Origin of the sequence: Streptomyces sp. NPDC050287 (genome assembly GCF_044459385.1) — a bacterium.
In the GTDB taxonomy this organism is placed as follows: Bacteria; Actinomycetota; Actinomycetes; order Streptomycetales; family Streptomycetaceae; genus Streptomyces.
In genome coordinates this window covers 42795-69631 of sequence record NZ_JBITIY010000023.1, presented here as the reverse complement: position 1 = coordinate 69631, position 26837 = coordinate 42795, and the positions used below count along the sequence as shown (strand labels likewise).

At 68.6% G+C, this 26837-nt stretch carries 26 protein-coding genes and 5 pseudogenes; 18 read left to right on the top strand and 13 right to left on the bottom strand.

Going from position 1 to position 26837, the window contains the following annotated elements:
- The first annotated feature begins 119 nt into the window (after nt 1–119).
- The 4 genes from ACIBK3_RS44095 to ACIBK3_RS44080 are packed head-to-tail and all read left to right on the top strand — an operon-like array spanning nt 120 to nt 4480.
- On the top strand, nt 120–1109 hold the full coding sequence (locus ACIBK3_RS44095) for a fumarylacetoacetate hydrolase family protein (protein ID WP_399374084.1): 990 nt from the start codon (nt 120–122) through the stop codon (nt 1107–1109).
- Nucleotides 1106–2341: a thiolase family protein gene (locus ACIBK3_RS44090; protein WP_399374083.1), complete on the top strand. Its 1236-nt coding sequence runs from the start codon at nt 1106–1108 to the stop codon at nt 2339–2341. The genes ACIBK3_RS44095 and ACIBK3_RS44090 overlap by 4 nt, the downstream gene beginning before the upstream one ends.
- 2 nt (nt 2342–2343) lie before the next feature.
- Nucleotides 2344–3900 (top strand): class I adenylate-forming enzyme family protein, encoded by a 1557-nt coding sequence (locus ACIBK3_RS44085; RefSeq protein WP_399374082.1) that lies wholly within the window; start codon nt 2344–2346, stop codon nt 3898–3900.
- A gap of 55 nt (nt 3901–3955) precedes the next feature.
- On the top strand, nt 3956–4480 hold the full coding sequence (locus ACIBK3_RS44080; protein ID WP_399374081.1) for a cupin domain-containing protein: 525 nt from the start codon (nt 3956–3958) through the stop codon (nt 4478–4480).
- Between the two features lie 85 nt (nt 4481–4565).
- On the opposite strand, the pseudogene ACIBK3_RS44075 reads toward ACIBK3_RS44080, so the two are convergent.
- Nucleotides 4566–4697, bottom strand: a pseudogene (locus ACIBK3_RS44075) (transposase); the annotation flags it as partial.
- A 156-nt stretch (nt 4698–4853) separates the two neighbouring features.
- Here ACIBK3_RS44075 and ACIBK3_RS44070 point away from each other — a divergent pair.
- Together ACIBK3_RS44070 and ACIBK3_RS44065 are read left to right on the top strand one after the other, a co-directional pair.
- Nucleotides 4854–6347 carry a long-chain fatty acid--CoA ligase gene (locus tag ACIBK3_RS44070; RefSeq protein ID WP_399374079.1) on the top strand — a complete coding sequence of 498 codons (1494 nt, stop codon included), beginning with the start codon at nt 4854–4856 and terminating at the stop codon, nt 6345–6347.
- A 37-nt stretch (nt 6348–6384) separates the two neighbouring features.
- Nucleotides 6385–7095 (top strand): fumarylacetoacetate hydrolase family protein, encoded by a 711-nt coding sequence (locus tag ACIBK3_RS44065; protein WP_399374078.1) that lies wholly within the window; start codon nt 6385–6387, stop codon nt 7093–7095.
- Nucleotides 7096–7758: 663 nt separating this feature from the next.
- Here the strand turns inward: ACIBK3_RS44065 and ACIBK3_RS44060 are convergent.
- Nucleotides 7759–8298, bottom strand: coding sequence for a hypothetical protein (locus ACIBK3_RS44060; RefSeq protein ID WP_399374076.1), 540 nt, complete (start codon nt 8296–8298; stop codon nt 7759–7761).
- Between the two features lie 153 nt (nt 8299–8451).
- On the opposite strand from ACIBK3_RS44060, the gene pyrE reads away from it, so the two are divergent.
- Nucleotides 8452–8985, top strand: a complete 534-nt coding sequence (gene pyrE, locus ACIBK3_RS44055; protein ID WP_399374074.1) for an orotate phosphoribosyltransferase — start codon at nt 8452–8454, stop codon at nt 8983–8985.
- 15 nt (nt 8986–9000) lie between these two features.
- Here pyrE and ACIBK3_RS44050 read toward each other — a convergent pair whose 3' ends face one another.
- The gene (locus ACIBK3_RS44050) at nt 9001–9300 is read right to left on the bottom strand and encodes a hypothetical protein (protein ID WP_399374073.1); all 300 of its coding nucleotides are present in this window, start codon (nt 9298–9300) and stop codon (nt 9001–9003) included.
- On the opposite strand from ACIBK3_RS44050, the pseudogene ACIBK3_RS44045 reads away from it, so the two are divergent.
- Together ACIBK3_RS44045 and ACIBK3_RS44040 are read left to right on the top strand one after the other, a co-directional pair.
- Nucleotides 9261–9794, top strand: a pseudogene (locus tag ACIBK3_RS44045) (helix-turn-helix domain-containing protein); the annotation flags it as partial. The gene ACIBK3_RS44050 and the pseudogene ACIBK3_RS44045 sit on opposite strands and share 40 nt — an antisense overlap.
- 157 nt (nt 9795–9951) lie before the next feature.
- Nucleotides 9952–10701: an SDR family oxidoreductase gene (locus ACIBK3_RS44040; RefSeq protein ID WP_399374071.1), complete on the top strand. Its 750-nt coding sequence runs from the start codon at nt 9952–9954 to the stop codon at nt 10699–10701.
- A gap of 77 nt (nt 10702–10778) precedes the next feature.
- Here ACIBK3_RS44040 and ACIBK3_RS44035 read toward each other — a convergent pair.
- Nucleotides 10779–11443: pseudogene (locus ACIBK3_RS44035) on the bottom strand (transposase); the annotation flags it as partial.
- A 93-nt stretch (nt 11444–11536) separates the two neighbouring features.
- On the opposite strand from ACIBK3_RS44035, the gene ACIBK3_RS44030 reads away from it, so the two are divergent.
- The 4 genes from ACIBK3_RS44030 to ACIBK3_RS44015 all read left to right on the top strand — a co-directional run bounded on the left by ACIBK3_RS44030 (nt 11537) and on the right by ACIBK3_RS44015 (nt 15299).
- Nucleotides 11537–12274 carry a class I SAM-dependent methyltransferase gene (locus ACIBK3_RS44030; RefSeq protein ID WP_399374070.1) on the top strand — a complete coding sequence of 246 codons (738 nt, stop codon included), beginning with the start codon at nt 11537–11539 and terminating at the stop codon, nt 12272–12274.
- Nucleotides 12275–12986: 712 nt separating this feature from the next.
- Nucleotides 12987–13328, top strand: a complete 342-nt coding sequence (locus tag ACIBK3_RS44025; protein ID WP_399374069.1) for a PadR family transcriptional regulator — start codon at nt 12987–12989, stop codon at nt 13326–13328.
- Nucleotides 13325–14284 carry a hypothetical protein gene (locus ACIBK3_RS44020; RefSeq protein ID WP_399374067.1) on the top strand — a complete coding sequence of 320 codons (960 nt, stop codon included), beginning with the start codon at nt 13325–13327 and terminating at the stop codon, nt 14282–14284. Before ACIBK3_RS44025 ends, ACIBK3_RS44020 begins: the two co-directional genes overlap by 4 nt.
- Before the next feature lie 232 nt (nt 14285–14516).
- Nucleotides 14517–15299 (top strand): phosphatase PAP2 family protein, encoded by a 783-nt coding sequence (locus ACIBK3_RS44015; protein ID WP_399374065.1) that lies wholly within the window; start codon nt 14517–14519, stop codon nt 15297–15299.
- A 116-nt stretch (nt 15300–15415) separates the two neighbouring features.
- On the opposite strand, the gene ACIBK3_RS44010 is transcribed toward ACIBK3_RS44015, so the two are convergent.
- From ACIBK3_RS44010 to ACIBK3_RS43995, 4 genes are all read right to left on the bottom strand, one after another.
- Nucleotides 15416–16822 (bottom strand): adenylosuccinate lyase family protein, encoded by a 1407-nt coding sequence (locus ACIBK3_RS44010; RefSeq protein WP_399374064.1) that lies wholly within the window; start codon nt 16820–16822, stop codon nt 15416–15418.
- A complete protein-coding gene (locus ACIBK3_RS44005) occupies nt 16819–18378 on the bottom strand; it encodes an NAD-dependent succinate-semialdehyde dehydrogenase (protein ID WP_399374062.1) in 1560 nt (519 codons plus the stop codon). The genes ACIBK3_RS44010 and ACIBK3_RS44005 overlap by 4 nt, the downstream gene beginning before the upstream one ends.
- Before the next feature lie 163 nt (nt 18379–18541).
- Nucleotides 18542–19234, bottom strand: coding sequence for a type 1 glutamine amidotransferase domain-containing protein (locus ACIBK3_RS44000; protein WP_399374060.1), 693 nt, complete (start codon nt 19232–19234; stop codon nt 18542–18544).
- Between the two features lie 33 nt (nt 19235–19267).
- The gene (locus ACIBK3_RS43995; protein WP_399374058.1) at nt 19268–20128 is read right to left on the bottom strand and encodes an SDR family NAD(P)-dependent oxidoreductase; all 861 of its coding nucleotides are present in this window, start codon (nt 20126–20128) and stop codon (nt 19268–19270) included.
- A 184-nt stretch (nt 20129–20312) separates the two neighbouring features.
- Here ACIBK3_RS43995 and ACIBK3_RS43990 point away from each other — a divergent pair, with 184 nt between their 5' ends.
- Nucleotides 20313–21194, top strand: coding sequence for a helix-turn-helix transcriptional regulator (locus tag ACIBK3_RS43990; protein WP_399374055.1), 882 nt, complete (start codon nt 20313–20315; stop codon nt 21192–21194).
- Between the two features lie 697 nt (nt 21195–21891).
- Here the strand turns inward: ACIBK3_RS43990 and ACIBK3_RS43985 are convergent.
- Nucleotides 21892–22752 (bottom strand): alpha/beta fold hydrolase, encoded by an 861-nt coding sequence (locus ACIBK3_RS43985; RefSeq protein ID WP_399374131.1) that lies wholly within the window; start codon nt 22750–22752, stop codon nt 21892–21894.
- Between the two features lie 61 nt (nt 22753–22813).
- Between ACIBK3_RS43985 and ACIBK3_RS43980 the strand changes: the two genes are divergently transcribed.
- Nucleotides 22814–23251 (top strand): winged helix-turn-helix transcriptional regulator, encoded by a 438-nt coding sequence (locus ACIBK3_RS43980; protein ID WP_399374054.1) that lies wholly within the window; start codon nt 22814–22816, stop codon nt 23249–23251.
- A 101-nt stretch (nt 23252–23352) separates the two neighbouring features.
- Nucleotides 23353–23548 (top strand): annotated as a pseudogene (locus ACIBK3_RS43975) (LysR substrate-binding domain-containing protein); the annotation flags it as partial.
- A 62-nt stretch (nt 23549–23610) separates the two neighbouring features.
- Here the strand turns inward: ACIBK3_RS43975 and ACIBK3_RS43970 are convergent.
- Genes ACIBK3_RS43970 through ACIBK3_RS43960 form a run of 3 tightly spaced genes read right to left on the bottom strand, consistent with a single transcriptional unit; the run spans nt 23611 to nt 25150 of the window.
- On the bottom strand, nt 23611–23817 hold the full coding sequence (locus ACIBK3_RS43970) for a hypothetical protein (protein ID WP_399374052.1): 207 nt from the start codon (nt 23815–23817) through the stop codon (nt 23611–23613).
- A 23-nt stretch (nt 23818–23840) separates the two neighbouring features.
- Nucleotides 23841–24707 (bottom strand): NAD(P)H-binding protein, encoded by an 867-nt coding sequence (locus tag ACIBK3_RS43965; RefSeq protein ID WP_399374049.1) that lies wholly within the window; start codon nt 24705–24707, stop codon nt 23841–23843.
- Complete coding sequence (locus tag ACIBK3_RS43960; protein ID WP_125506522.1) at nt 24704–25150, bottom strand: nuclear transport factor 2 family protein; 447 nt, start codon at nt 25148–25150, stop codon at nt 24704–24706. Before ACIBK3_RS43960 ends, ACIBK3_RS43965 begins: the two co-directional genes overlap by 4 nt.
- Before the next feature lie 135 nt (nt 25151–25285).
- Between ACIBK3_RS43960 and ACIBK3_RS43955 the strand changes: the two genes are divergently transcribed.
- Entirely contained in the window at nt 25286–26131 is an 846-nt protein-coding gene (locus ACIBK3_RS43955) for a helix-turn-helix transcriptional regulator (RefSeq protein ID WP_399374048.1), read from the top strand.
- A 186-nt stretch (nt 26132–26317) separates the two neighbouring features.
- On the opposite strand, the pseudogene ACIBK3_RS43950 reads toward ACIBK3_RS43955, so the two are convergent.
- A pseudogene (locus ACIBK3_RS43950) lies at nt 26318–26507 on the bottom strand (ISAzo13 family transposase); the annotation flags it as partial.
- Here ACIBK3_RS43950 and ACIBK3_RS43945 point away from each other — a divergent pair.
- Nucleotides 26497–26814 carry a transposase gene (locus ACIBK3_RS43945; RefSeq protein WP_399374046.1) on the top strand — a complete coding sequence of 106 codons (318 nt, stop codon included), beginning with the start codon at nt 26497–26499 and terminating at the stop codon, nt 26812–26814. The pseudogene ACIBK3_RS43950 and the gene ACIBK3_RS43945 sit on opposite strands and share 11 nt — an antisense overlap.
- The last annotated feature ends 23 nt before the right edge of the window (nt 26815–26837 follow it).

The window sequence follows — 26837 nt, the reverse complement described above, 5'->3', positions numbered from 1 at the left end:
CAGTTCAGGTTTCCTGTCTGTTTCACCTCGTCGCTCACCCGGTGCACGCTGACCGAAGCAGAGGTCGCCCCGGATCGCGGTGATGGCCTCGTCACGACGAGGGATGAGGGTGACGACCGGTGAAGATCGTGACGTTTGACGCGGGCCGGCCGCGGGTGGGCCTGATCCTCGAGGACGGACGTGTCCTCGATCTGGCGGCAGCGGCGCGGATTCTCGGTGACGGCGTAGAGATCACGGACCCGTCGATCTTCGACGACACCATCGCGCTGTTTGGAGCGGGGCGGCCCGGTCTCGATGACGCGCGGCGGGTGCTCGACCGCGCGGCCGGGGTGCTCGACCAAGAGCAGATGCGCGTGGCGGTGCTCGACGCGCCCCGTCTGCTCGCTCCCGTACCCCGGCCGCCGCGGGTGCGGGACTACCTCACGTCGAGTCAGCATGGCACCAACCTGAAGATGCCGCTGCAGGCGGCGCTCGAACAGATGCCGGTGTGCTATCAGGGCAACCATCTCGCGGTGGTGGGGCCGGAAGCGGAGATCCAGTGGCCGGCCTACACCGATCAGCTGGACTATGAGCTCGAGCCCGCCTTTGTCGTCGGCGCGCCCGGCCGGGATATCCCGGTGTCCGAGGCGCTGTCACATATCGCGGGCGTCACACTGTTCAACGACGTGAGTGCACGCGACATCCAGGGTTTGGAGATGTCCTCGCTGGTCGGACCGTCGAAGGGCAAGCACTTCTGCAACGCCATCGGGCCTTGCGTCGCGACGCTCGACGAGGTCGAGGTCGATGCCTTCGAACTCGAGTCCCGCGTCAACGGCGAGGTGTGGGGTGGACCCAAGCGCTGGTCTGCGGACCACTCCGTTGCCGAAGTGCTGGCGTTCGCCTCCTGGCAGGAGGACCTGGCTCCGGGCGAGGTCATCGCGCTCGGCACGGTCGGTCAGGGCTGCGGCCTGGAGATCGACCGGTGGATTCAGCCGGGCGACGTGGTGGAACTCGAGATGGCGGGAGTCGGCGTCCTGCGCAACGTGGTCGGCCAGAAGCAGGGACGGGGCGACGCGGGCATTCCCCGTTTCCGTGGTGCGGACCGGTTCGCCCCGGCGGCCCGCCGATGAACCCCGCAGGCACCCGGGTGTGGATCGCCGGAGTCGGGATGACCCCGTTCGGGGTCCACCGCGACAAGTCCCTGTACGACCTGGTGCGGTGGGCGGTGACCGACGCGTTGCGCGACGCCGACGCGAGCCAGGACGTCCTCGACGTCGTGTTCTACGGCGCTGCCACGCAAGGCCTCCTGCAGGGCCAGCACATGATCGCCGGCGAAATCGCCATGCGTGAGCTGGGCATCCAAGCCATCCCGGTGTTCAACGTGGAGAACGCCTGCGCCACCGGCTCGAGTGCCTTCACGTTGGCCGTGGCGCACGTGCGCGCCGGGGCCGCCGACGTCGCGCTCGCCGTCGGCGCGGAGAAGATGCACATCGGCGATGCCGAACGGTCGATGGCGGTGTTCGACACCGGATACGACGTGAGTGACCGCGCTGCGCTCACAAAGACCCTGCACACCCTCGGCGGCGACATCGACGAGCCCGACCTCGGCACACGGTCGATCTTCATGGACATTTACGCCGCCATGGCCCGCAGCCACATGCGTCAGTACGCCACCACCCGCGAGCAGATCGCCGCGGTCGCAGCGAAGAACCACGCGCACGCGGTGGACAACCCCCGCGCCCACTACCGCAAGGCCATGACCGTCGACGACGTCCTGGTCGCGCGCCACCTCTCCTTCCCACTCACCGTCCCCATGTGCGCGCCGTTGACGGACGGCGCCGCCGCGGTGGTCGTCTGCAACGACAGCGGGCTGCAGAAGATCGGGGGTCGCGCCGACGTCCAAGTCCTCGCGGCGGTCATGGGAACCGGTTCGGACCGCGACATCACCACGTTTGATGATCACCTGAGTGCCAGGGTGGCCGCACAGGCCTACGAGACCGCCGGCGTCTCCCCCGGGGAGGTGGACCTCGCCGAGGTACACGACGCCACAGCCTTCGCCGAGATCCTGCAGACCGAGATGCTCGGCCTCGTGCCCGCCGGGGACGGCGGGCCGGCCGCCGAACGCGGCGACACCTCACTGGGCGGGCGGTTGCCGGTCAACCCCTCGGGTGGGTTGGAGTCCAAAGGGCACCCCATCGGTGCGACCGGACTCGGGCAGCTGTTCGAGCTCACTCAGCAGCTGCGAGGTTGGGCCGGAACGCGACAGGTCGAGGGAGCCCGCATCGCCCTGGCCGAGAACGGCGGTGGGTTCCACCGCGGCGAGGAAGCGGTCGCCTCCGTCGTCTTGCTCGGGAAGGCGTAACAGTGGCGATCATCGACTTCTTCGACCGCGGATGGCGGATCAACCCCCACGGCGTCGCCTACCGTCACGGCGACACGAGCTTGGCCTTCGACCAAGCAGGCGAGCTGTCGTGTCGCATCGCCAACGCCTTGGTCGACACCGGGGTGGGACGCGAGACCAAGGCAGCAGTGCTGTCCCCGAACGACCTGCTCGCGTGGATCTGCGTGCTGGGCATCTGGCGGTCCGGCGCCGCCTGGGTGCCGCTCAACCCAAGTCACCCAGTGAGCGACAACGTCGTTCTCCTCGACCGTTTCGACGTCGAGGTCCTGTTCTACGCTCCGTCCGTCGCCGACCAGATCGAACGGATGCGAGCTGAATTGCCCGGCATCACGGCGTGGATCGCCCTCGATGAGGGCACCGGCGACGTCGCGCTCGCAGACTGGGTCAGTGGCCACGCCGACACCCGGCCAGAGGTCGAGCGCGACATGGACGACGTCGTCGCCGTTGCACCGACGGGTGGCACTACGGGACTGCCCAAGGGTGTGATGAACACCCACCGGAGCTTCTCGACCATGGTCGTCCACCAGATGCTCGCACTGACCTATCCAGCCGGTGCACCAATCGTGAACCTCGCGGCCGCACCCATGACGCACACCGCCGGGCTTTTCAGTCTCCAGGCGACGGCACGCGGCGGGACCACCGTGGTCATTGACGAGGCGCGAGCGGACTCGATCCTTGATGCCATCGAGCGGTACGGCGTCACCGAACTGTTCTTGCCCCCCACGGTGGTGTACCGGCTCCTGGAGCGACTCGAGCACCGCGAGGCGGACACCTCCTCGTTGCGGTACATCATGTACGCGGCGGCGCCGATGTCACTCGACAAACTGCGCCTTGGGATCGAGCGGCTCGGACCGGTGTTTGTCGAGTGCTACGGGCAGATGGAGGCGCCGGCGGCGATCACCTTCCTGCGTCCGGACGAACACCTCATTGACGGCGCCACCGCGCCGGACGAACGGCTTTCCTCGTGCGGTCGGCCCTACCCGCTGGTTCGTGTGGCAGTCCTCGATCCCAGCAGCGGCGCGGAACTGGCCCCCGGCAGTACCGGCGAGATCTGCGTGCGTGGCGACCTGCTCATGAAGGGCTACTACAAGGACCCCGAACGCACGGCCCAGACCATCGTCGATGGCTGGCTGCACACCGGTGACCTCGGGCATCTCGACGAACACGGCTACCTGCATCTCACCGACCGCAGGAAGGACCTGATCATTTCAGGCGGGTTCAACGTCTATCCGGGCGAGGTCGAGCAGGTCATCTGGAGCCACCCAGCGGTGCAGGACTGCGCGGTCGTCGGTGCCCCGCACCCTGATTGGGGCGAGGCGGTCACGGCGGTGGTCGAACTCAACCCGGGCGCGTCGGCGGATCCGGCCGAGATCCTTGCGCTGTGCCGTGAGCGGCTGGGCCCGATACGGACGCCGAAAGACGTGATCTTCGTCGCCCGACTGCCGCGCAGCCCCAACGGCAAGGTGCTGAAGAAAGACGTACGCGCAACATTCTGGGCTGGGCACACGACCAAAATCTGACGGATCGACGGCGCCGCCCCCACTCCAGCGGCGACGACGAGCGAAAGGAATGCAAATGGCAAGAAAATACGTCATGGGCAACCGTGCCGACGGCCTCTCCGATGTCCTGCAGGACGACGAGATAGCGTTCAAAGGACCGGCGTCCAATGTGGACCTCTGGGTCAACGCCTCGACACCGGCGGACCTCACCGCGACCGACGACCCGACCGTCGGCAAGGCGTTCGAGCACGAACCGCCGGACGGCGGCGCGACTTTCCGGATTGTGAGCTGGGCACCGGGCTCGTTCGAGTATGCGACGCCTGAGCAGGTTCACGAGTATCACACCTCGATCCACAGCGCGCACATCCCCAGCATCGAGTACATCCGCTCAGCCAAGCACCCATCGATGCACCGCACGGACACCCTCAACTACTTCATCGTCCTGTCGGGCCAGATGTGGGCCCTGACGGAAGGCCGCGACGTCCTGGTCAAGCCCGGTGACGTCCTCATCCAGCACGGATGCATGCACGGTTGGCGCGTCGAGGGAAGTGAGCCGTGCGTCATGGCCGCCGTGCTGATCGACGCCGAATGGCCGCAGTAAGCGGCTCCGACCGAGAGAAACGCCGCTGACAACATGTGCTGTTGCTCGAGTGGATCCCGGTCGGCAGCTCAGCGAAGAACTCCGTCAGGCGCGTCTCGGGGCGCATCAGGCGCAGGCGGAAGAGGACTTCCCCGGCGGCAGCGGAGTCGTGCAGATCGGCCGGGGCGACCATGACCGACAAAGGCAGGCCGCGGGTGTCGACCACCAGGTGGCGCTGCGTACGGCGACTTGATCGTACCGGGACGCAAACGTATGGCGCGGATGCTGCCGGGTTCTCCACGGATCCCCGCCCTCGGCATGGCCACGATGCGGTCACCACCGGCGGGCACTACGACGCGGCCACCACTGGCGGCGTGAATGCAAGGAGGCTTTCATGTCCAATCTGGCGGAATACCTGGTGCGGACCGCGCGGCGGCAGCCCGAACGGCCCGCCCTGCGGCTGGGAACCAAGACCGTCGACTACGCCGAGTTGGACGAGCTGTCCGCACGAGCCGCCGCGATGCTCCGCGCCGAAGGCGTCCGCACCGGCGACCGGGTCGCCCTGATGCTGCCGAACGTGCCCGAGTTCGTCGTGCTGTACTACGGCATCCTGCGCGCCGGCGCCGTCGTCGTACCCATGAACCCGCTGCTCAAGGCAGGGGAGACGGAGTACCACCTGCGTGATTCCGGGGCCGTGCTGCTCTTCGAATGGCACCTGGCCCCCGGTGAGGGTGCTCAGGGCGCGGCGACTGCCGGGGCGCGGCACCTGCCCGTCGAGCCAGCCGCTTTCGGCGCGCTCCTGGCCGGCCACGCGCCCCGCCCCGAGGCCGCCGCCGTGTCGGAGGACGACGTGGCGGTGCTGCTGTACACCTCGGGGACCACCGGCCGCCCCAAGGGCGCCGCGCTCACCCACGCCGGCCTGCGCCACAACACCGAGACCACCGTCGCCGATGTGGAACAGCTGACCCCCGATGACGTCATAGTCGGCTGCCTGCCGCTCTTCCACATCTTCGGCCAGACCTGCGCCATGAACGCCGCCGTACACGGCGGGGCCACACTGGTGCTGGTGCCGCGGTTCGACCCGCAGACCGTCCTGGACACCATCGCCCGCGACCGGGCCACCCTCTTCCAAGGCGTCCCCACCATGTACGCGGCGCTGCTCGGGCATCCGGGCGCGGAGCGGGCCGACACCTCCAGCCTGCGCAGGTGCCTCTCCGGCGGCGCCGCCCTGCCGGTTGAGCTCCTGCACACATTCGAGCAGACCTTCGACTGTGTGATCCTCGAGGGCTACGGCCTGTCCGAGACCAGTCCGGTGGTCTCCTTCAACCACCCCGACCGCCCGCCCAAGCCCGGCTCCATCGGCACTCCCGTCCGCGACGTCGAGGTCCGGCTGCTCGACGAGGGTGGCAAGGAGGTCGGCCCGGGCGAGGTCGGTGAAATCGTCGTCCGCGGACCCATCCTCATGAAGGGCTACTGGAACCGTCCCGAGGACACCGCCGCGGCCATCCCCGACGGCTGGCTGCGCACCGGCGACCTCGCCCGTCAGGACGATGACGGCTACCTCTACATCGTCGACCGCAAGAAGGACCTCATCATCCGCGGCGGCTACAACGTCTACCCCCGCGAGATCGAGGAGGTCCTCTACGAGCACCCCGCTGTCGCCCTCGCCGCCGTCCTCGGCGTGCCCGACGAACGCCTCGGCGAGGAAGTCGCCGCGGCAGTCGTCCTGCACCCGGGCGCCCTGGCGACCGCCGAGGAGCTCCGCGAGTTCACCAAGCAGCACGTGGCCGCCTACAAGTACCCCCGCCACGTCTGGCTGATGGACGCATTGCCGATGGGCCCCAGCGGCAAGATCCTCAAGCGCCGGATCACCGCCCCGGCCCCCTGACCCCGTGCCTCCCATGAACGCTTCCGAGGCGGCTGCCGTGATCGGCAGGCCCGGCCGCGACATCCCGCGCGAGCGGGCCCTTGACCACATCGCCGACTACACCATCCTCTGCGACTGGAGTGCGCGTGACCTGCAGCTGCGCGAGCTGCCGTTGGGCGCTGGTCCCGCGAAGAGCATGGATGGCGCGATCACGCTTGGCCCTCTGCTTGTCACTCCCGACGAGATCGAGAGCCGCCGCTCCGGCAAGGGATTCGCGCTCGTCATGACCGCGGCCCTGAACGGCAAACATGTCAGCGAAGGACGATGGGACAGCATCGACTGGGACTTCGCCGACATGATCGCCTACACCTCGCGCGGCACCGAGCTCCGACCCTGCGACGTCATCGGCTCCGGAACGGTCCCCACCGGATGTCTCTTCGAGCACTACGCGACCAGTCCCGAGACCTTCACGGGCTGGCTCCAGCCCGGCGACGAGGTGCGGCTCTCGATCGAGGGACTCGGCCAGACAGCCGGCGCGTCGTGGCCGGACCGGACCTCATCCCGCTCAGCACCGGGTTCTGAACCCGACCCCGCACACAACCCTCAACACAAAGGAGCACAACATCATGACAACGACAACCACCGCTGTCGACGTCACCGTCGTTTCCGGACCGACCTCAGCCGGGAACGTCACCGACTGGGAGCTCTACTTCGCCCGCCGCGCTCTCACGAAGCTCAAGTCCCTCCTCGGCAGGGAGGGGCTGCTTGAGTTGCTCGAGCCGGACACCAGCGCCTCGGCCGGAACCCTTGCGGGCTGGGCCGCGGCATCCGATGGCCGGTGGCAGCCCGCGCTCACCCACCTGCGCGTGGCAGGAGTGGGAGCCGCTGAGTTCGTGGCCTACTTCCTCTCCCTCGAGGCCGACGAGCCGCGACTTCTCGCGGCGGAGCCCGAGCACTTCGTCCTGAGCAAGCTCGACGAGGGTCGCATCCAGGTGGTGGAGAACCTTTCGCACCACATCACGGACTTCCGGGTCACGTTCACCTCCGAGGACCAGGCCATCGACGACCTCGCGGCCGACTATCCGCTCCGGATGGTCGCCAACGTCACGCTGCCAGACGGCACCCTCATCGGACATGCGCTGCACCAGTTCAAGGAGACCGAGACCGGGTTTGACGCGCTTTTTGCGATCTACTTCCCGGCTGCTGCTCCCGAGGAGTTCATCGAGGGGCACCGTCAGCACCTCGCCGTGGAGTTCACCAATTGGATCAACGCTGCCGCCGAAGCGTTGGGACGACAGGTGAGCTCGCGGGTCCCGATCGTGGTGACCGGCTCCGAGGTCTTCGGGTCCTAACGGCGCTGCCCCCAACGCGGCCACTCACAATGCCGCCGACGCCCGCGTCACCGGGTGTCGGCGGCACCCGCGCGTCGTGACTAGGTGCCTTCCGCCCGGGCATAGCGGGCGAACTGCGACAACGCGGCAAAGTCGTCAACCGCGTCAGGAGCAGCGACATCCTCGAGCGGGTGACCTTGGATGAGTCGCTTCACCGGCAACTCGAGCTTCTTGCCCGTGCGGGTGTGGGGAAGCGCTGAGACCGCGATCACGTCATCAGGAACATGCCGAGGTGACGCGCCGCCGGCTATCGCCCGTGCTGTCTCGCTGGCCAGGATGTCGTCGAGCTGACGACCGTCGGCGAGGACGACGAACAGCACCAGCCAGTAGCCGCCGTCGCGCAGTTCGGCCCCGACGACCAAGACCACCGCCCTGGTGGAGTGCTTCGCGCAGGGTGGCGTTCTCCGCTTCGAGTTCGGCGTTCCGCGAGGCTGCTCGTCGGTCGTGGGGGGGCGTTCAAGAAACGTCTGGCCCTCAGCGTTCCGGACCTGCTGGACTACGGGCAGATCAAGGCCCCGGCGACGGAGGTGTTGATGACGGCAGCCGAACACCGGGTGTTGCGCGACGCCCTGGATGAGCACGACGGCGACACTGCCGTTGATGACGAGCGGGCGTGAAATGACCCCTGCGGCCGCAGGCCGCAGGGGTTCTTGGTGTTCACGGTGTCGGCTTCGTGTTCACGGTGTCGTGGAGAGAGCCGGTGTCTTGCCTGGGAGGGACGGCTGGAAGACTGGATGTCTGTGACTCACTCTGATCTTGCTCACCGTATCCATGCTGCCTCCCATCTGACCGGGCAATTCACGCTCCGGTCCGGACGTACTGCCACGGAGTACTTCGACAAGTACCGGTTCGAGGGTGACCCGGTCCTGCTGGACGAGATCGCCCAGCGGATGGCCCCGCTGGTGCCCTCGGGCACCGAGGTGCTGGCCGGCCTTGAGATGGGCGGCATCCCGGTGGTGACCGCACTCGGCCGACACACGGGTCTGCCCTGCGCGTTCGTGCGCAAGCAGGCGAAGTCGTATGGCACCTGCCGTCTCGCCGAGGGCGCCGATGTCGAGGGCCGCCGGGTGCTGGTGGTTGAGGACGTGGTCACCAGCGGTGGGCAGATCGTGCTGTCGACCGGGGACCTGCGGGGTCTGGGGGCTCAGGTGCAGGAGGCTCTGTGCGTGATCGACCGTGAGCAAGGCGGAGCCGATGCCCTCGCCGCCGAGGGCATCGGACTGTTGTCGCTGCTGACGGCCGGGGATCTTCGGGCCGCTGCCGCCTGATCCGCCGGGCGCCCTTCAGTCTGTCGCGTGTGTCTCGGTGATGGCGAGGCGGGTGGAGGACTCGTCGACGATGCTCTTCTCGTCGGCGAACGCGGCGATGAGGGACTGCAGGGCGATGTTGTTGACCGACCGGGGCAGGCCGCGGCTGGTGAGGTGGATCAGGTCGACGGCGTCGTCGGAGAACAGCGGATCCGATCGTCCGGCGATCGTCAGGTGGTGCTTGATGTAGCTGGCGGTCTCCTCCTTGCTCATCGTCGGCATCTGGAAGCTGATCGAGATCCGCTGGTCCAGGGCCGCCAGGACGCCGTGTTTCATCCGCTTCCGCAGTGTGGGCTGCCCGATCAGCAACACCGCGAACGGCGTCGTGCCGCGCCGTACTGGCCCCGCTGGTCAAACGCGAGATTCTGTGGCGTCTGATCACCAGCGAGCAGGGCGCGGCGGTGCGCCAGCTCGGCCTCGCCGACAGCGGCCTCAGTCATATCTCGCGGGCCGTGCGCTGGATCCGCGAGCACTACGCCGAGCCCTTCCGGGTCGAGGACGTGGCACGCCTGTCCGGCATGAGCGTCTCCGCCTTCTACCGCAACTTCCAGGCGGTGACGGCGATGAGTCCTATCCAGTTCCAGAAACAGATCCGGCTCCAGGAGGCCCGGCTGCTGCTCGCCACCCACCCGGGCGACGTCACCGGAGTCGGCCAACGCGTCGGCTACGACAATCCGTCACAGTTCAGCCGCGAGTACCGCCGCCAGTTCGGCGCACCCCCGAGCCGGGACGCGGCCCGCCTGCGCAACACCGCAGGCGTCCTTCCCTGAGCAGCCGGGCCGCGAGAGAGGATCGTGCAAGAGGAAGCGACGATAGTTCTACTGTTCCAGCAGGTCACAGCGATTGAATGGGATCACCGGTTCTTCCGCGGGGCAGGAAAATGCCTGTCCATCCGCGCGGATCCCACCACATCGCAAAGGCCACAGCATGAAGACAGTCCTCATCACTGGTGCTTCATCCGGATACGGGCGGGAGACCGCCCTGTACTTCCACTCGCAGGGGTGGAACGTCATCGCCACGATGCGTACGCCGCGTGCGGGCGTCCTGCCCGAGTCGGACCGGCTCCGTGTCGTCGAGCTCGACGTGACCAAGCCCGAGACCATCACCGCCGCGTTCGAGGCAGCCGGGCCCATCGACGTCCTGGTCAACAACGCGGGCGTCCCATCGATCAGCGTGTTCGAGGGCACCCCCATGGCCCGAGTGCGGGAAGTCTTCGAAACCAACACGTTCGGCGTGATGGCGACGACGCAGGCGGTGCTGCCCCAGTTCCGCGAGCGCGGCTCCGGCGTGGTGGTCAACGTGACTTCCAGCGTGGTGCTGGGCCACATGCCGCTCTCGGCCGTCTACAAGGCGAGCAAGATGGCCATCGAGGGGTTCACCGCATCCCTCGCGCTCGAGCTCGCGCCCTTCGGCGTGCAGGCGAAGACGGTCGAGCCGGGCGCCTGCCTGACAACGAACTTCGCGGCCAACGCGACGAACGGCGCCTCGCTGGACGAGCTGGTCCCGGCGCCCTACGCACCCTGGGCGAAGAAGACCATGGGCGACTTCACCAGCCAGGACCTGTTCACCAAGGAGAGCGATGTCGCCGAGACGGTGTGGCGAGCCGTGCACGACACGACCGGCCAGCTGCGATTCCCGGCCGGCCCTGACGCGGTCTGGCTCGCCCAGGCGAAGTGATCAGCCAGCAGGCAAGGCGACACCGAACTGACCCCAGGAGCCCCGCGCCCACGCAGCGGGTCGGCCCGGGAACAAGCTCTGAGCTGGTCGCGTTCGGTGATGGTCTTGGGTCGCCTGACCGTTTTGCCCGCGTCGTAGCGGGTGGCGGGGTGTCGGTTCTCAGAGCCGAGGGGTCTGCCGGGGCCTGGCCGGTTGGGTTTCGGCGAACGGGTCGGGCAGGGCAGGTGCGGGCGGAGGTTCCTAAACCCTCGGCGGACCCGGGCGGGGGTGAGCCGACCGGGCTCGGCCGGCTTCTCCCATGGGCGGCGGTGGTCGGAGGCGAGGGTGCGGACGAGGCGGAGTTGAGTGTGGGCGGCGATGATCAGCCAGGTCCAACGGTCTGCCGCGTGGGGCCTGCGGAGCTTCGGGCGGGTCCAGCCCAGCGTCTGCTTGATCATCCGGAAGGTGTGCTCAAGATCGAACCTGGGCGATCGAACCTGCGCAAGAACGCCTGCCGGCGCAGATCGACGTCCTCGCCCGACAGTCCGGTGGCCGAGGACCACGCCAGACGGGGAGCGGGTCGTGGCCGCCGGGCAGGCGGTCGACCTCCAAGCGGATCAACGTGCCCTCTATGACGTGGAGTTCGCCGGTGTGGTCGATCCACGCGGAGCGGGTGGTCGGGCGAGGACGGATGCGGTCCCCAGGCGATCACGCGAGCGGTGCCCTAGCGGTCGGTGACCTGCAAGGTCGCGGCATCAGGTTCGTGCAGCAGACTCACCTCCGACGGCGGTCTTGGGACTGGTGAAACTCGCGCTCTGGTCAGCACGAAGGATCACGCCGAGACCGCCGTTCGTATATGCCGAACTCCCTGGTGAGTGAACTTGTTCGGGCCGTTGTTCGAGCTATCGTCACCAGATGCCTGAAGCTCCCGAGAAGTTCAACGCTCGACCTCGCCGGCGGTGACGGCGGCGACGCGATGCGCCTGGCCGCCCGCGGGCATCAAGTCACCATCGTCGACTACGCACCCGCCATGCTCGCCGCCGCGACCGAGCGAGCCTCGACGGCTGGCCTGACGGAGCTGATCACATGCGTGCGCGCCGACGTGACTGCTCTGCCCGCCGATATCGCCGATGGAGCGTTCGACGTGGTCCTGTGCCACAACCTTCTCCAGTACGTGGACGACGTGCCGGGCGTCCTCGCCACGGCCCTCGCCCCGCTGAAGTCCGGCGGGCTGTTCTCGATGATGGCGATCAACCGTCACTCGGCCGCCTTGACCATCGCCGTTCGCGAGATCGACCCCGCCGCCGCGCTGGCCGCGCTCGGCACAGACCAGTCCCGGACCCAGATGTTCACCTCGGCGGTGACGCTCCACACGGCCGAAGAGATCATCCCTGTCCTGCAAAGCCTCGGCTGCCAGGACGTACAGCACTACGGCATCCGCAGCTTCTGCGACTACATCACCGACGACGCGCGAAAGTACGACCCGGCGTTCTATGCCGACCTTGAGCAACTGGAACTCGCCACGACTGCACTTCCGCCCTACATGCACACCGCTCGGCTCTTCCAGCTGACGGCGCGGAAGCGGGACATCTGAGCTCGGACCATGAAGAACAAGGCGCATACTCAAGCTCCTCTAACTCCTCCAGAGCGTCCCGGGTGGGGCCGAGGATGCCCTCGACGCACTCCCGCCGCATCTGCCAACCGCCCCCGCCGGACATGCCGTTCTTTCGCCAGTAGGTGCCGAAGCAGTGAGGGCCGTCGAAGGTCCGAAACCGCCACTGCGGCACCTCATGGCGAGCCGCTGAAGGACGGCGCCGTGCGCCTTGACGACGGGCACCACGCTCTCGTCGTTCAGTCGCATGTCCTTGCCGTCGGTGCCGTAGCTGACGAAGTCCTCGTACAGAGCTTCGTCAGGGCGATTGCCACCTCCACAGTCGCTCACAAGGTAGAGGCGCGCGGCAGCCACACCTTCAGTAGGGGGAGGTCTGCCGGCGCCGGCAGACCTCCCTCGCGGCTTCACCGGTCACGACAACGGCACGTTGCAGTCGGCGTGCACGACGGTCCCGCCGACGAGCCCCACACAGGGACGCATCCGCGCGCATAGGATGCGCTGCTTGCGCTCTGCCCGCCGCAGTTCATCGGCCGCTCACTGCTGTTTCCCGGCGGAGAACCTCCCTGTGTGAGCGTCAGGAGATAGGTGAGTCCGCCGGTCGGGAGAGGGTGACGCTCGCCGCGGGCGTGGAGGTGCTGCCGGTGCTCACCCAGGGATAGCAGATATATTTCGTAGCTCGATATATGCTCGGCGCATGACGCGACAGAGCCCGTCCCTGACGGAACCTCAATACTTCATCCTTGCTGCGCTCATGGATGGGCCGTTGCACGGTTACGGCATCATCAAGGCTGCCGAGCAGGCCACCGACGGGCGGCTCCGGATCGCTGTCGGCACGCTCTACGGCGCGCTGGAGCGGTTGGAGCGGGCCGGGCTGGTGGCCGCCGGCGGCGAGGAGATCGTGGACGGGCGGGCTCGGCGCTACTACCGGCTCACGGAGGACGGCACAGAGGCGCTCGGCCGGGAGGCGCTGCGGATGCAGCAGGCGGCGGCTGTCGTCATGGGGCGCTCGCGCGATGCCGGGGTGGCCCCGGCATGAACCGTCTGCTGCTTGCGGCCTACCCCGAGTCCTACCGCTCCCGGCAGGGCAAGGAGTTACTGGCCTGTCTGTCCGAGGCGTATCCCGGCCGTTCCTGGCCCCCGCCGCGGGAAGTTGTCGCCTTGGCGCGTGCCGGGGTGCAGGCCCGCGCCCGTGCCGTCGTCGACGACACGGCCCGGCCGTGGTGGCTGGACGGCATCCATCTGACCGCTCTCGTCCTCGCCGCGCTGGCGCTGGTGCCGTACCTGCAGGATGTGTGGCACTGGGCACTGCACATCGATCCCGGCCGGAATGCCATCGCCTTCCACTTCTCCGGCTGGTACCCGTGGGCGCAAGGTCCCGACACCCGGACACGGCTGCTGCCCTACGGGCTGCTTCCGCTGGTCTGCCTGATCGCCCTGCTGCGCGGCAGGGCCTGGATCGCACTGCCGGCCGCAGCGGTGATGATCTACGCCGGTGCCACGTTCAACAGCACTACGTTCTTCAGCGACGAGGGCAAGTCGGGCCTGGGCTACTACGGGCTGGGCGCCCCGATAACGGCCCGTGACCTGGTGCTGTCCGGGGCGCTGTGCACCGCGTGCGCCGTGCTGGCGGCCTGCCGCCCTGGCAGGCTGCGGCGCCGCTCGTACCGCTGGCTGGTTCCCGTCGTGCTCGCCCTGTTCGTGGCCGGGGGCCTGCACATCATCTCCGTCAGCCCGGCCTTCCAACGCGGCCTGTTCGCCCTGGAAGTCGCCGCGCTGCTCGCCGCGTGGGTGGCGACGGCCGCCACCGGGGACTACCGGTGGCTGATCCCTGTCGCAGCGGTCGCGTTCATCCGCACACAGGCGATCGTCGCCCAGCCGCAAGAGTTCATGCAGTCCCTGCCGGACCTGGTCGTCCTCCTCCTCCTGGTCGCACCCCTCCCGGTCCTGGCGATCACCGCCCAGCGCCGGCAGAACCGGGCGCTCCCCGAATAGGAGCAGATTCCCTGGTGGGCCGGCCGAGCCCGTCGGCCCACCGCGTGCAACAAGAGGCGCGTGACCGAACTGCTCCCACGGAAGAAAGCAAGCGATGACCCAGCACGATTCCTCCACCTCGCCCACGCACCGGCCGACCGGCCTCGACCCGACCTCACAAGCCCCGGCCGGTCCCGGCCCCTGGCCAACGACACGGCCGTGGACCCCAACTCTGCTGTATTCCCTGGGGTTCGTGGCGATCTACCTGCTCGCGGTCTGCACTCCGGTCGGGCAAAGGGCGGAGAACGCCGTGTTCGATCTCGGTGTACACGACATGGAGAAGGCATGGATCTATCCCTGGTCGGGAGCGGCCTACGGCTCGACACCCCTGCCACCGCTGGAAGCCAGCCACACCAAGACCCTGATCGTGGGCTTGGCCGTCATCGCGGTCGTGACCCTGGTGCGCAGGTGCTGGTGGCAGGGGTGTGCGGCGGTCGGGGTCGTTGTGGCCGCGATCGGGTGCAAGGAGGTGCTCAAGCCGGTCCTGCCCCGCCCGGACCTGGTGAACGCAAGGGAATCGCTCATCGAGGGGAGCTTCCCCAGCGGGCACGCGGCCATCCCCGCCGCGCTGACCCTCGGCGTCATCCTCGTCGCGTCCCCCCGCATCCGTCCCTACGTCGCCACGGTCGGCGTGCTGTGGCTGGCCTGCATCGCCGCTGCCGTCCAGGCCCTCGGTCACCACCGGCCCAGTGACGTGCTGGGGTCAACACTGCTGGCCTGCGTCTGCTACAGCCTCGTGGTCTGGCTGCTGCCCACCGCCGCCGCACCGGACATCACGCGCAGCCCCCGCGCGCTGCCGCCCGTCGCCCTGGCACTGTCCGCGGCCGTCGCGCTCGTCGCCGGAGTACGGAGCGACTCCCTCGCGCGTTCATTGATCGACTCCGCCGCGGGCTTCGTGTGTGCCTTGCTGCTCTGGTACACCGCGACGGAGGGGCCCGCACACAGCGCACGCCGCACACGTCCCACACCGGGCTGACCAACCCGGCCCTCACCGTGGGCAGCGGGAACCGGGGGCGGTTGTCAGCGGCGCCGCTGCCGGCAACAGTACGAAGCGCGTTTCCCGAACACCGCCGCAAGCTGTCCCGATCGCGCCTATTCGCACGTCTTGAACTGACGAGAGCCGTCTCGGTCCTCCGCGTCGGTTCGCTCCGCGGCAACCCCCACTGCGCTACGGACCATGGCCCGGGCGCTTCCCAGGTAACCGGCGGGGTGGCAGAGCGCGTCGATCCGGTCTTCGCCGAGGATTGCCGCGACATCCGGGTCTTTTCGCAGTTCGACGGCCAGCTCTGTGCCGGTATCTCGTACTCGACTGCAGGCGGCGTAGACGAGTTTGTGGGCGTGCTGACGGCCGATTTCGGGTGCGAGTGCCATCATCACGGCTTCCGCGGCGATGAGCCCGCCAGTCAAGCTCAGGTTGGCTCGCATTCGCTCCGTATCGACATGCAGACCGGCCATCGCCTGCTCGGCCTGAGAAAGCGATGAGGCGAGCAGCAGGAATGCCTCGGAGATCACGGCCCATTCGACGTGCCAGGGCCCGGTGGCGCGCTCGAAGTCCTGCATGATCGCGTCGAGCATGGCGGAGGACTTGTCACGAAGCAGCTTCGCCGCTGCCACCATGAGTTCGCTGGAGATGGGGTTGCGTTTCTGGGGCATGGTGGAACTCGCCCCCCGACCCGGCACGAATGGTTCGGCGAGTTCGCCGAACTCCGTTGAGCACATCAACGCGACGTCGGTGCCGACCTTGCCGATCGAAGCACCGATCGCCGCGAGCAGGCCGACAATCTCAGCAAGGCCGTCCCGCGCGACGTGCCACGTGATTTCGGGGTCGCGAAGGCCGAGTTCCTCGGCCAGTTCGGCCCGTACCCGAAGGCCGGCCGGGCCCGGGCCGAGAGAAGCCAGGGTTCCTGCTGCTCCTCCGAACTGCACCATCAGGTCCCGCTCCTGCACAGCGGTCAGCCGATCGGCATGGCGGTCCAGCGCGGACAACCAGACGGCCACCCGGTAGCCGAAGGTGACGGGCAGGGCGTGTTGGAGATGAGTGCGGCCGGCGGTGACCGTGTCGATGTGCTCCGTGGCCAGATGGCGCAAGTGTGCGCGCAGGCGATCGAGCGCATCCGAGACCAGGGTCAAGCCCTCGGCGCACTGGAGAACCGTCGCCGTGTCCATGATGTCCTGGGTGGTGGCTCCCCAATGCACATATCCGCCGGCGTCACCACATTGCTCAGCGAGTTGCTCGACGATGGGCAGGATCGGGTATCCGACCGTCTCTGTGTCGCGGCGAAGCCGATCACGGTCGAGTCGCGCCGGGTCGCACGATGCCGCGATCACGTCCGCACTGTGGCGCGGTATGACGCCGACTCGTGCCTCTGCCTGCGCCAATGCGACTTCGACGCGAACAACCTGATCCACGTAGGCCCGGTCACAGAAGACAGCCCGCATCTCGGCTGTCCCGAACAAGTCCCGGAACAAGAACGAGTCGAAAACGGTGCTGCCGGTCATCGCCCGCCCTCCGGCCCACCGACGCCGGATCGGATCGGCGTTGCCGCGGCGAGGGCGCCGTTGTCCCCGGACTGGGGAGTACCCATGTGGATGGCTACGTACTTCTGCTCCAGATATTCGTCGATCCCCGTGTTACCACCTTCCCGGCCGATGCCGGACTGCTTCATGCCACCGAAGGGAGCGCTCGGGTCGGACACGTAGCCGCGGTTGAGACCCACCATGCCCGTTTCGAGCTGTTCGCTCATCCGGAGCGCCTGACCCAGATCCTGGGTGTAGAGGTAGCTCACGAGACCGAACTCGGTGTTGTTGGCGTCGTGAAGGGCTTCGGCTTCGGTGGTGAAGGTCTGGATGGCAGCGACCGGGCCGAAGATCTCCTCGCGGGTGATGCGAGTGCCGGCGGGGACGTTGGTGAGTACGGTGGGCGGGTAGAAGTAGCCCGGTCCCTCGGGAAGCCGAGCGCCGGTGCGCACTCGGGCGCCCGCGTCGACTGTTTCGTCGACCAGGTCCGCGACCCTGCGCCGCTGGCGTGCGTCGATCATCGGCCCGAGGTCGGAGGCAGGGTCCGTGCCGGGTCCGACAGTGATGGTGCTCATGCGCGCGACGAGCTTCTCACTGAACTCGTCGACGACGTCGGCGTGTACATGGAAGCGATTGGCGGCGATACAGGCCTCACCGACGTTCCGGAGCTTGGCGGTCATCGCACCCTCGACTGCGGCGTCGATGTCGGCGTCGCGGCAGACGATGAACGGAGCATTGCCCCCTAGCTCCATCGAGGTCCGCAAGACGGTGTCGGCTGCCTGGGACAGCAACCTGCGGCCGACGGGCGTGGAGCCGGTGAACGACAGCTTGCGCAGCCGGCCGTCCAGGAGGAGGGACTCGGTGATCGCGGCGGCTCGTGTGGTGGGAACGATGTTGAGCACGCCACCGGGGAGGCCGGCTTCGGTCAGAAGCGCCGCCAACGCAGCCGTAGTCAGAGGGGTCTGCGGCGCGGGTTTGACGACCATGGTGCAGCCGGCAGCCACGGCCGGGCCGATCTTGCGGGCCGGCATGGCCAGCGGCGCGTTCCAAGGCGTGATCAGCAGGCAGGGCCCGACCGGCTGACGGGTGACCAGTACTCGGGCGGTGCCGTCCTCGTTGACCTTCCAGCTTCCGTCGATCCGGACGGCTTCCTCACCGAACCAGCGCAAGTAGTTCGCGCCGTACTCGACCTCCGCCCGGGACTCGGCCAGTGACTTGCCCATCTCCAGGGTGATCAGCAACGCGAACTCGTCAATGCGCTCGATCAGCAGATCGTGGGCACGCCGAAGAATCTCGCCCCGCCGGCGCGGGGGTACCGCAGCCCACTTCGCCTGTGCGGCACTTGCAGCGTCAAGGGCGGCCAGCGCATCCGTCGGGGTTGCGTCCGACACCTCGCACAGTGTCCGCCCGGTGGCCGGATCCTCCACCGGGAAGCTACCCTCGCCGGATGCCGATCGCCATCGACCGCCGATGAACAAGCCCTTCTCGACACGTCCAACGGCATCGGGTTGAGACAGAGATGTGACCACGGATTCCACGCTTCTTCCTGAGCGATCATGATGGGGATCATCAGCCGACGGATGCGGTTGGTGCCGCCGTTCCCGGACCAGTGGGGGCGGGCGGCACAAACCGCGGCAGCCGGGGAAAGACGGAGTGGAGGGCAGGCTGTCGGCTTCCCGGCTGGTCAGCTGGTGCGCACTGCTACTTGAGCGCGCCGATCATGGCCTCGGCCATGGGGGCGCTGGAGGCCGGGTTCTGGCCGGTGAAGAGGTTCCGGTCCTGCACGTTGTACGCCTGGTACGCCGGTCCTCCGGAGTGCTTCGCACCCTTCTGACGCAGCGTGCCGGCCAGCAGCCACGGAGCGCCTTCCGCAGTGCCGAAGCTCTGCTCCTCCTCGTCGGTGAAGGCCGTCATCTCCCGACCTGCGAACAGCCACTTGCCGTTCTCGTCCACGGCGGACAGAAGGCCGGCCGGGCCGTGGCAAACGGCCCCGATGATCTTCCCGGTCGCGTCCGCCTCGGTGAGCAGGCGGCCGAGGTCACGGTCCTGGTAGAGGTCGACCACAGGACCGTGCCCGCCGGGGATGACCACAGCGACGTAGTCGTTGATGTCGATTTCGTCCAGCTTGAGCAGCGGACCGAACTCACTCAGGGCCCGCGCGGCGTGCTCCACGTAGTGCGCACAGTCCGGGCCGGCGATCTCCGGGTCGGCACTGTGGGCGTCGAGCGGCTGCAGAACGCCGCCCGGGGAAGCGAAGTCGACCGTGAAGCCGGCCTGCACGAACTTCTCATGGGGCGCGGCGAGCTCTTCGGCCCAGTACCCGGTCGGGTATTCCGATCCGTCGTTGCGTTCCCAGATGCCGGCAGCGGACATGACGATCAGAATCTTGCGCACGACCAATTCCTTTCTATGACAAACAGGGGATTCTCACGCATCAGCGAAGTCAGTGGCGTCGGCGGTCCGCGCGGTGGCCTCCAGGTTCGCGCGCAAGGCATCGACCTTCGCGGTGGCGTAGGTGTGGGCGTCCGAGCCGAGCAGCTGGCGCAGCGGGCCCTCGCCGCTGACAACCTGGCGGATGATCGCCTCCGCGCCCTTGACCGGGTTGCCCAGCTGGTTGCCCTGGAGCTTCAGGTGGTTCTCGGTCATCTCACGCAGACCCGGGTACGCATCCGTCGTCGAGGCGGGCAGCGCGAGCGAGTCGGTGGTGAGGAAGTCGGTGCGGAAGTAGCCGGGCTCGACGATGGTGACCTTGACGTCGAAGTCGGCCATCTCCTGGGCCAGCGCTTCGGTGAGACCCTCGAGCGCGAACTTGCCCGCGCAGTACAGGCCCCAGCCCGGAACCGCGGTCAGCCCGAGAATCGACGACACGTTGACCACATGACCGCTCTTCTGCTCGCGAAGCACCGGCAGCGTGGCACGCAATACGTTCCACACCCCGGCGACCTGGACGTCGAGCATGTCGCGAACCTCGCGGGCACTCGTCTCCTCCACCGCGGCCAGGTAGCCGTAGCCGGCGTTGTTGACGACCACGTCGAGGCCGCCGAATCGCTCCGTGGCCTGGCGGACAGCCTGCCGGACCTGCTCGTCATCACGCAGATCGACAGTCAGCGGCAGCAGCCGCGAAGTGTCGGCGCGGTCACCGAGGGCCGCCAGCAGCCGCTCCGTGGAACGGGTCGTCGCGGCGACCTGGTCGCCACGCTGGAGCAGCTGCGTGACCAGCTCCAGGCCCAGACCGCGGGAAGTACCGGTCACGAACCAGGTCGCGGGTCGATCCGTCGGGAAACTCATGGTCGTCCTTTGCTCACGATTTCGGGGATGCGCCTCCGGGCTGTTCCCGTGGTGGCGTGCTTCAACAGTGACCCGCCGCAAACCCCTCTGGGGGGCCTGTCTCGCGCCCTGTGGAGGCGCGGTCCTCGGAACCTAGGACTCGCCGGTCCACCCAGGACCGCGCCGGCTCAGAGATACTCGAACCGTGAACAGAACCAACCAAGAACTCGCCGATTTCCTACGGCGCGCCCGCAGCCAGATCGACCCCGCCGGCGCCGGCCTGCCCCCCGACGGACGCGTCCGCCGCGTACCCGGCCTCCGCCGCGAAGAAGTCGCCCGCCTCGCCGGCGTATCCACCGACTACTACGCCCGCCTCGAACAAGGCCGCCGCATCACTCCCTCCGCCGCCGTCGTCGAAGCCCTCGGCCGCGCCCTCGGCCTCGACGCCGCCGGACGCGCCCACCTCAACGACCTCATCGGCCTGACCTCGGCACCCACCCCCCGCCGAAGCCACGACGTCCAACGCGTCCGCCCCGGCCTCTACCAGCTCCTCGACGCCCTCGACGGCGAACCCGCCGTCATCCTCGGCCGCCGCACCGACATCCTCGCCGCCAACCGCATGGCCAAAGCCCTCTTCACCGACTTCGACCAGCTCCCCGCCGCCCACCGCAACTACGCCCGCTGGATGTTCCTCGACGAAGACGCCCGAGCCCTCTTCCTCGACTGGCCCGACCAAGCCCGCGCCGCCGTCGAAAGCCTCCGGTTCGAAGTCGGCCGTAACCCCGACGACCGCGCCATCGCGGACCTCGTCACCGAACTACGCGAACACAGCCGGGAGTTCGACCAATGGTGGGAACAACACCGCGTCCACCAGCGCACCCACGGCTCCAAACGCCTCCGTCACAACCTCGTCGGAGACCTCACCGTCGAATACGAAACCCTCACCCTCCCCGGCGACCCCGAGACCACCCTGTTCATCTACACCACCGAACCGGAATCACCCTCACGACGAGCCATGGACATCCTCGCCAGCTGGACCGCAACCACCCCCACCCTCGAACCGAACTCCAACATCACCGAGCAGTAACGCCTATCCGAGTTCGCCGGCAACAGCAGCATCGCGGGCGAATCGACCTGCGGAAGGCCGCCGCATCGGCCCGTTCGTCGTTCGCCGACCAGCTGCTGATCATGCGCAGCGCCCTGTAACCGCCCCGGAACGACAAGGGTGTTGTTGTTCACTCACACGGTCAACGACTATGGACCGCGCCCAAGTCTGGGCAGCCCCGATCGCGGGCACAACAGAGTGCGTTGGCGACCATGAAGTTCTCCACGCTGTTCACAGCACGCACACCGTCCCAGCACCGGCACACATCAACCGAATCGAAGGTCAGCGGCTGAGACTCGGTCCACCGGACAGTCAAGCCGCATCCACCGATCGGTTGACCACGGTGTGCGGAACCGGTCATGACGGCCGCCCGCCGAGCTGCCAGTCGTGGACCTCGATGTCGGCGTACCGGCCGGCAGTCAGAACCACGCGAGCCATGTCCGGATCCGCGCGGCCCGGACCATCACCGCCGTACCCAGCCGGCTGGCGCCATCGGACAGCAGCGGCCCGTACCCGACCAGTTCGTCGCGAGGGGGCGTCCCTGTTCTGTCGCGGATGCGTCGCCGAGGTGGCCACGCACGCGGGGTTCGAAGGCGGTGCGGCTCACGACGAAGCCCGCCGCGGCCCCTTGCTGTGGGTTCGGTCGGCTTTCTTCCGGACGGGTCTTGAAGGCGTGAGCTCAGACGGCCCTGGCGTGCGCGATGAGAAGGTCGGCGAAGGCGTCCGGCTGGTCGATCGGGGTGATGTGACCGCAGTCTTCAAGCAGGTGCTGGTCGAGGCAGCCGGTGATCGGCTCGAGCTGGCGGGCGGTGGCCGTGCCGATCACGCCGCCGCCGATGGCGAGGGTCGGCGTCGTCAGTCGCTGGTCCTGCGCCCAGTTTCCGATCCACTCCGCGGTGGCCGGCATCGCGCGGTAGTGGTCGAAGGCGTTGCCGAGACTTGATTTGCCCCGATAGGCCTCGACGATCACTCGTGTGAGGTCTGCCGGCACACCTCGGCGACTGCCGGCGGAGAGGAAGAAGCGGACGTAGCGCTCCGCCGAGTTCTCCAGGACGTCCTCGGCCAGACCACCGGGCGCCTGGTGGAAGCCGAACCACCATGGCGGCCCCTGCCGCAGGAAGGCCTCGGCGCCGGGCAGAAGTCCGATCAGCCCTTCGGACAGGGTCAGGCTGGTCACGCGCTCGGGCGACGATGCTGCCAGGGCGAATGCCGGCGTGACACCCAGATCGGTGCCGACGACGTGTGCCTCGCGGTCCCCGAGGACGTCCAACATTCGGAGCAGGTCCGTGGCGATCGCGGATGCCTGGTAGCCGCGGACGGCGGGTGTGCTGTCGCCCAGCCCGTGCAGGTCCGGCGCGATGGCCCGGAAACCTGCCGCGGCCAGCCGGGGCGCGACATCGCGCCAGATCGCGCGGGTGTGCGGGAAGCCGTGCAGCAGCAGCGTGGCCGGCCCCTGCCCGAGAGTCTCCACGACGAGTTCGACCCCGTCGATCGGTACGCGGTGCACGGTCGCGCCGGGAAGGTGAGGAAACAGAGTCATCTGGCGCACAGGGGCCCTCCTTGGTTACGATTGGGAACGTGGTAACCATAGGAAACCCCCGATGAACGGGGAAGAAGGCACTTTCCCGGAACCAGGTGACGGCGTGGTAACTGCCTCGCGGCAGGGGAACCTGTTCGATCCTCTGTGCCCGACGAGGCACCTGCTCGACCGGGTTGGCAGGCGATGGTCGACCATGGCGGTGCTGTCACTTGCCGCCGCCGAGGGCGAGCTGCGGTTCACCGAGCTGAAGCGCGAGATGACCGGTGTGTCGCAGAAGATGCTGGCGCAGACCCTCAGGGCACTGGAACGAGACGGGCTTGTCAGTCGTCGTGTCGAGGCGAGCAAGCCTCCACGGGTGTACTACCGGCTGACCAGCCTGGGCACGACGCTCGTCGCGCCGCTGCGGAGTCTGCGAGCGTGGGCTGAGCAGTACATGCCCGTGGTTCAGCACAACTGCTCCATGTTCGACGCCGCGGACCGCGAGGACGGGCACAGCTGACAGCCGCAGGGGCGCTGCTCGGCACGCGGCTTGTCGGGGACAGTCCTGCCGAACCCGGAACGGTTCAGTCGTGTGATGTGCCGGCCTGGCGTGCCCGGTGCCGCGTCGGCATCCCGGCGACGACCACGGCCCCCGGTATGTCGACGCTGGTGGCCGGCGGCCTCGGGGTGACGCTGCTGCCGCGCACCGCCGTTCCGCGTGGAGACCTCCCGCTCCAGCCAGCTCCGCACCGCTTCCTTCGCCGACCCGGCCCTCACCTGTCGCGTCGCCCTCGCCATGCGCACGGGCGCGGCCCGCTACGACGGGGGCCACGTACGGCCAGCGCCTCGGGCAAGCGCCCCGCCCGGGTGAACCGGCCCTCAGGCCGGCGGGAACGCCCAGCTCTGTTCGGCGTCTCCGGAGGCCGGCCGGGGAGAATCGGGGCGCGGGCCGTCCAGGTGGGCGATGACGACGGCGGCCCAGTCGGCCGCGCGGTGGATGCCCACCAGGGGCGGGGCCGGGGCGCCGGGCGGCAGCGCGCCAAGGACGGCGGCCGCGCTCACGAGCTGGTCCAAGGAGGAGTTCACGCCGGGGCCGGCACAGATGTCGGTCAGTCTTCGGGTGTCCCGACGTTCGCCCAGTGGGGTGCGTGGTCCTGGACGAACTCGGCGAAGGTGCGGGGCGGGCGGCCGGTCAGGTCCAGCACCGCGGTGCTGACCTGGCCGTCCCGGCCGGTTTGGATGCCGGCGTCGACGGCGGCGAGGGCGGTCGCGAAGGCGTCCGGCATGCCGGACGCACGGTAGGTGTCCGCCTGCTCGGCGACCCCGACGGGCACGACCCGGATCGGCCGGCCGGTGTGGATGGTGATGATCCGTGCCGCGTCCTGGTAATTCAGCGCCTTCGGCCCGGTGAGTAGGTAGTCACGCCGGTCGTCGGGGTGACCGTCGGGTTCGGTCAGTAGCCCGGCGGCCACCGTCGCGATGTCTCGAGCGTCGATCCAGCCCACCCGGCCGGTTCCGGCAGCGGTGCGGATCTCACCGCGTCGCCGGATCCGCTCACCCAGCGGGTGGGGGGCCAAGAAGTTCTGCATGAACCCGGAGGGGCGCAGCACCACCCATCCGGGCCGGGTCCGCACGTGCGCGGCCAGTTCCAGCGCGCCGGCGGCACCGGGCAGCACGATGGCGGAGCCGAGCAGCACCACCCGGCGCACGCCGAGGCGTTCGGCCTCGGCCAAGAACGGTTCGACCAGTGGCATCGGATCCGTGGTGTCTACAGGAGGCACCAGGTAGACCCGGTCCATCCCGTGCAACGCGGCCGGATGGGTGGCCGTATCGCTCCAGTCGAACCGAACCGCGTCCGGGGCGTCGGCCGGTGGGATGCGGCTTGCCACCCGGACCGGCACACCGCTTTTGCGGAGCAGTTCGGCCAGGGTGCTTCCCGTCTTCCCGGTGCCGCCGGTAATCAGCACGCCGGTCATCGGGTGGCCTGCGAGCGCAGCGAGCCGAGCAGTTCGGGCAGCGTGCCCGCCGCTGAGGCGGCCGCCAGCGGGTTCCAGTAGTCCCGATAACGGGTGATCAGGCCCTGGTGGGTGGTGAGCACCGTGATGTAGTCCAACTGGTACGGCGCATCGGTGGCCACCGTGCGGCCGCGCGCGGTGAACTCCACCACGATGGTGTCCGGCTGGTCCGTGTGGCGCACGGTGAGGGTCGGGATCGCCTGCACGTCCATCAGGTCCGGGTAGCCGGCCAGATAGCCCCGGACGGCCTCACGTCCGGTCAGCCGTCTCGGTGAGGCCCCTTCGGCGAAGGGGAACTCGGCAGTGCCGTACTCCGCCCACAGATCGGCGACTGCATCCATGTCTTTGGCCAGCAGCAGCTCCAGCAGCCGGCGAAAGGTCTCTTCGGAAGTTCGCGGTGACACGGTGATTCTCCAGCGTTCTGCGGGACGTGTGACCGCACCAGAGTGGGCGCACGAGGCAGTGCCGTGGAACGCACCAGTGAGCCCCGGACCACTGGTCCGTGGCTGAGCCGAGTGCCGTTGTGCCAACCTGGCCGGGTGAGCAGAGCAGATCTGGCTGACTTCCTGCGCCGTCGACGGGAGGCGCTGCGCCCGGCCCAGATGCCGGCCACGGCTGTCCACCCACCCGGCCTGCGTGCCCGGCGCACCCCTGGGCTGCGGCGGGAAGAGGTGGCCGCCCTGGCCGGGGTGTCCACGAGCTACTACGAGCGACTGGAGCAGGCCCGCGCGCCGCGTCCGTCGCCGCAGGTGCTGTCCGCGCTGGGCACGGCACTGCGCCTCACCGACACAGAGCGTGAGCACCTGGCACGGCTGGCCGGGCAGATCCCGCCCAGTACTGACGCCGATCGCGCGCCGGTGCCTGCCGATGCACGCCGACTGCTGCAGCGGCTCGGGCCGATTCCCGCCTATGTGGTGAACGACCTGGAGGACATCGTGGCCTGGAATGCTGCGGCGGCCACGTTGATCATCGACTTCGCGCAATTGCCCGTCCACGAGCGCAACACCGTGCGCCTCGCCATCCGGCTGGGCGGCACCCTCTGCTCGGCACCCGTCGGCGCGGAAGGCGACTTCGCCCGGCAGTCCGCCGCCCACCTGCGCGCGGCCGGCGCCCGCCACCCGGCGGACCGTGCGCTGGGCGAGCTGGTCAACGAGTACGCCGCGCACAGCCCGGACTTCGTCGCCGGCTGGCGCAGCCACGACGTGCACCCCCGGCCGACGCTGCGCAAACGCCTGCGTCATCCCGAACTCGGCGAGCTGGAACTGGACCGTCAAACCCTGCTCATGCCCGGCACCAGCCTGCGGCTGGTGCTCTACACCGCAGATCCCGGCAGCCCGAGCGCCACCGCACTGGCCCAGCTGGGCCCTCCCGACGCGGCGCCGTGACCGTTGGCCCAGGCCAGGCGGGGCTCGCGAGAGGGGACAGGCTTTGGTACATCGCCCGGAGGTACCTGGGGGATCCCACCGGGTGGACTGAGATCTACGAGGCAAACCAGACGCTGATGGATGCGGCGGCCCGGGAGCACCCCGGACCGCCGGTGTTCGGGAGGAGTGTCGGGCCGAGTGACCCGGCACGGTGGCCAGGACCTGGTCGGGGAAGGCGAGCCGGGGTGGACGGCCGCGCCGCGTATCGCCGTCGTGGGTCAGGGTCTCTGTGAGGGCGTCCAGTTTGTTGCTGGGACATGCCGGTCAGGGCGGGATCGGACAGCAGTGCCTGGTCCCACTGCGGGGCGGCGCCTGCGCGACGCGCCTTGAGCACCGGGAAGCCGACCATCGAGCGCGTCTACCTGATCACCAGCCTGAGCATCTTCGACGCCACCTGCACTGAACTCGCCACCTGGATCCGGGGCCACTGGGGTATCGAGAACCTTCTGCACCACGTCCGGGACCGCACGTTCCGCGAGCACGACTCCGAGGTCCGCACCGGCACCCTGCCCCGCGCCATGGCCTTCTTGCGCAACCTTGCCATCAGCGTCTTCCGCCAGGACGGCCAGACCAACATCGTCGCCGCCCTCCGCCACACCGGCCGTGACTACCTCCGACCCCTGCAAGTCCTCGGCCTCACGTGACGAACCCGGACAGATCCCGATCA

Bases quoted from the DNA above. Each gene is read 5' to 3' on its own strand.
- ACIBK3_RS44090 (WP_399374083.1), top strand. From the start codon at position 1,106: ATGAACCCCGCAGGCACCCGGGTGTGGATCGCCGGAGTCGGGATGACC.
- ACIBK3_RS44080 (WP_399374081.1), top strand. From the start codon at position 3,956: ATGGCAAGAAAATACGTCATGGGCAACCGTGCCGACGGCCTCTCCGAT.
- ACIBK3_RS44070 (WP_399374079.1), top strand. From the start codon at position 4,854: ATGTCCAATCTGGCGGAATACCTGGTGCGGACCGCGCGGCGGCAGCCC.
- pyrE (WP_399374074.1), top strand. From the start codon at position 8,452: ATGTCTGTGACTCACTCTGATCTTGCTCACCGTATCCATGCTGCCTCC.
- ACIBK3_RS44050 (WP_399374073.1), bottom strand. From the start codon at position 9,300: ATGAAACACGGCGTCCTGGCGGCCCTGGACCAGCGGATCTCGATCAGC.
- ACIBK3_RS44040 (WP_399374071.1), top strand. From the start codon at position 9,952: ATGAAGACAGTCCTCATCACTGGTGCTTCATCCGGATACGGGCGGGAG.
- ACIBK3_RS44030 (WP_399374070.1), top strand. From the start codon at position 11,537: ATGCCGAACTCCCTGGTGAGTGAACTTGTTCGGGCCGTTGTTCGAGCT.
- ACIBK3_RS44025 (WP_399374069.1), top strand. From the start codon at position 12,987: ATGACGCGACAGAGCCCGTCCCTGACGGAACCTCAATACTTCATCCTT.
- ACIBK3_RS44020 (WP_399374067.1), top strand. From the start codon at position 13,325: ATGAACCGTCTGCTGCTTGCGGCCTACCCCGAGTCCTACCGCTCCCGG.
- ACIBK3_RS44010 (WP_399374064.1), bottom strand. From the start codon at position 16,822: ATGACCGGCAGCACCGTTTTCGACTCGTTCTTGTTCCGGGACTTGTTC.
- ACIBK3_RS43995 (WP_399374058.1), bottom strand. From the start codon at position 20,128: ATGAGTTTCCCGACGGATCGACCCGCGACCTGGTTCGTGACCGGTACT.
- ACIBK3_RS43985 (WP_399374131.1), bottom strand. From the start codon at position 22,752: ATGACTCTGTTTCCTCACCTTCCCGGCGCGACCGTGCACCGCGTACCG.
- ACIBK3_RS43980 (WP_399374054.1), top strand. From the start codon at position 22,814: ATGAACGGGGAAGAAGGCACTTTCCCGGAACCAGGTGACGGCGTGGTA.
- ACIBK3_RS43965 (WP_399374049.1), bottom strand. From the start codon at position 24,707: ATGACCGGCGTGCTGATTACCGGCGGCACCGGGAAGACGGGAAGCACC.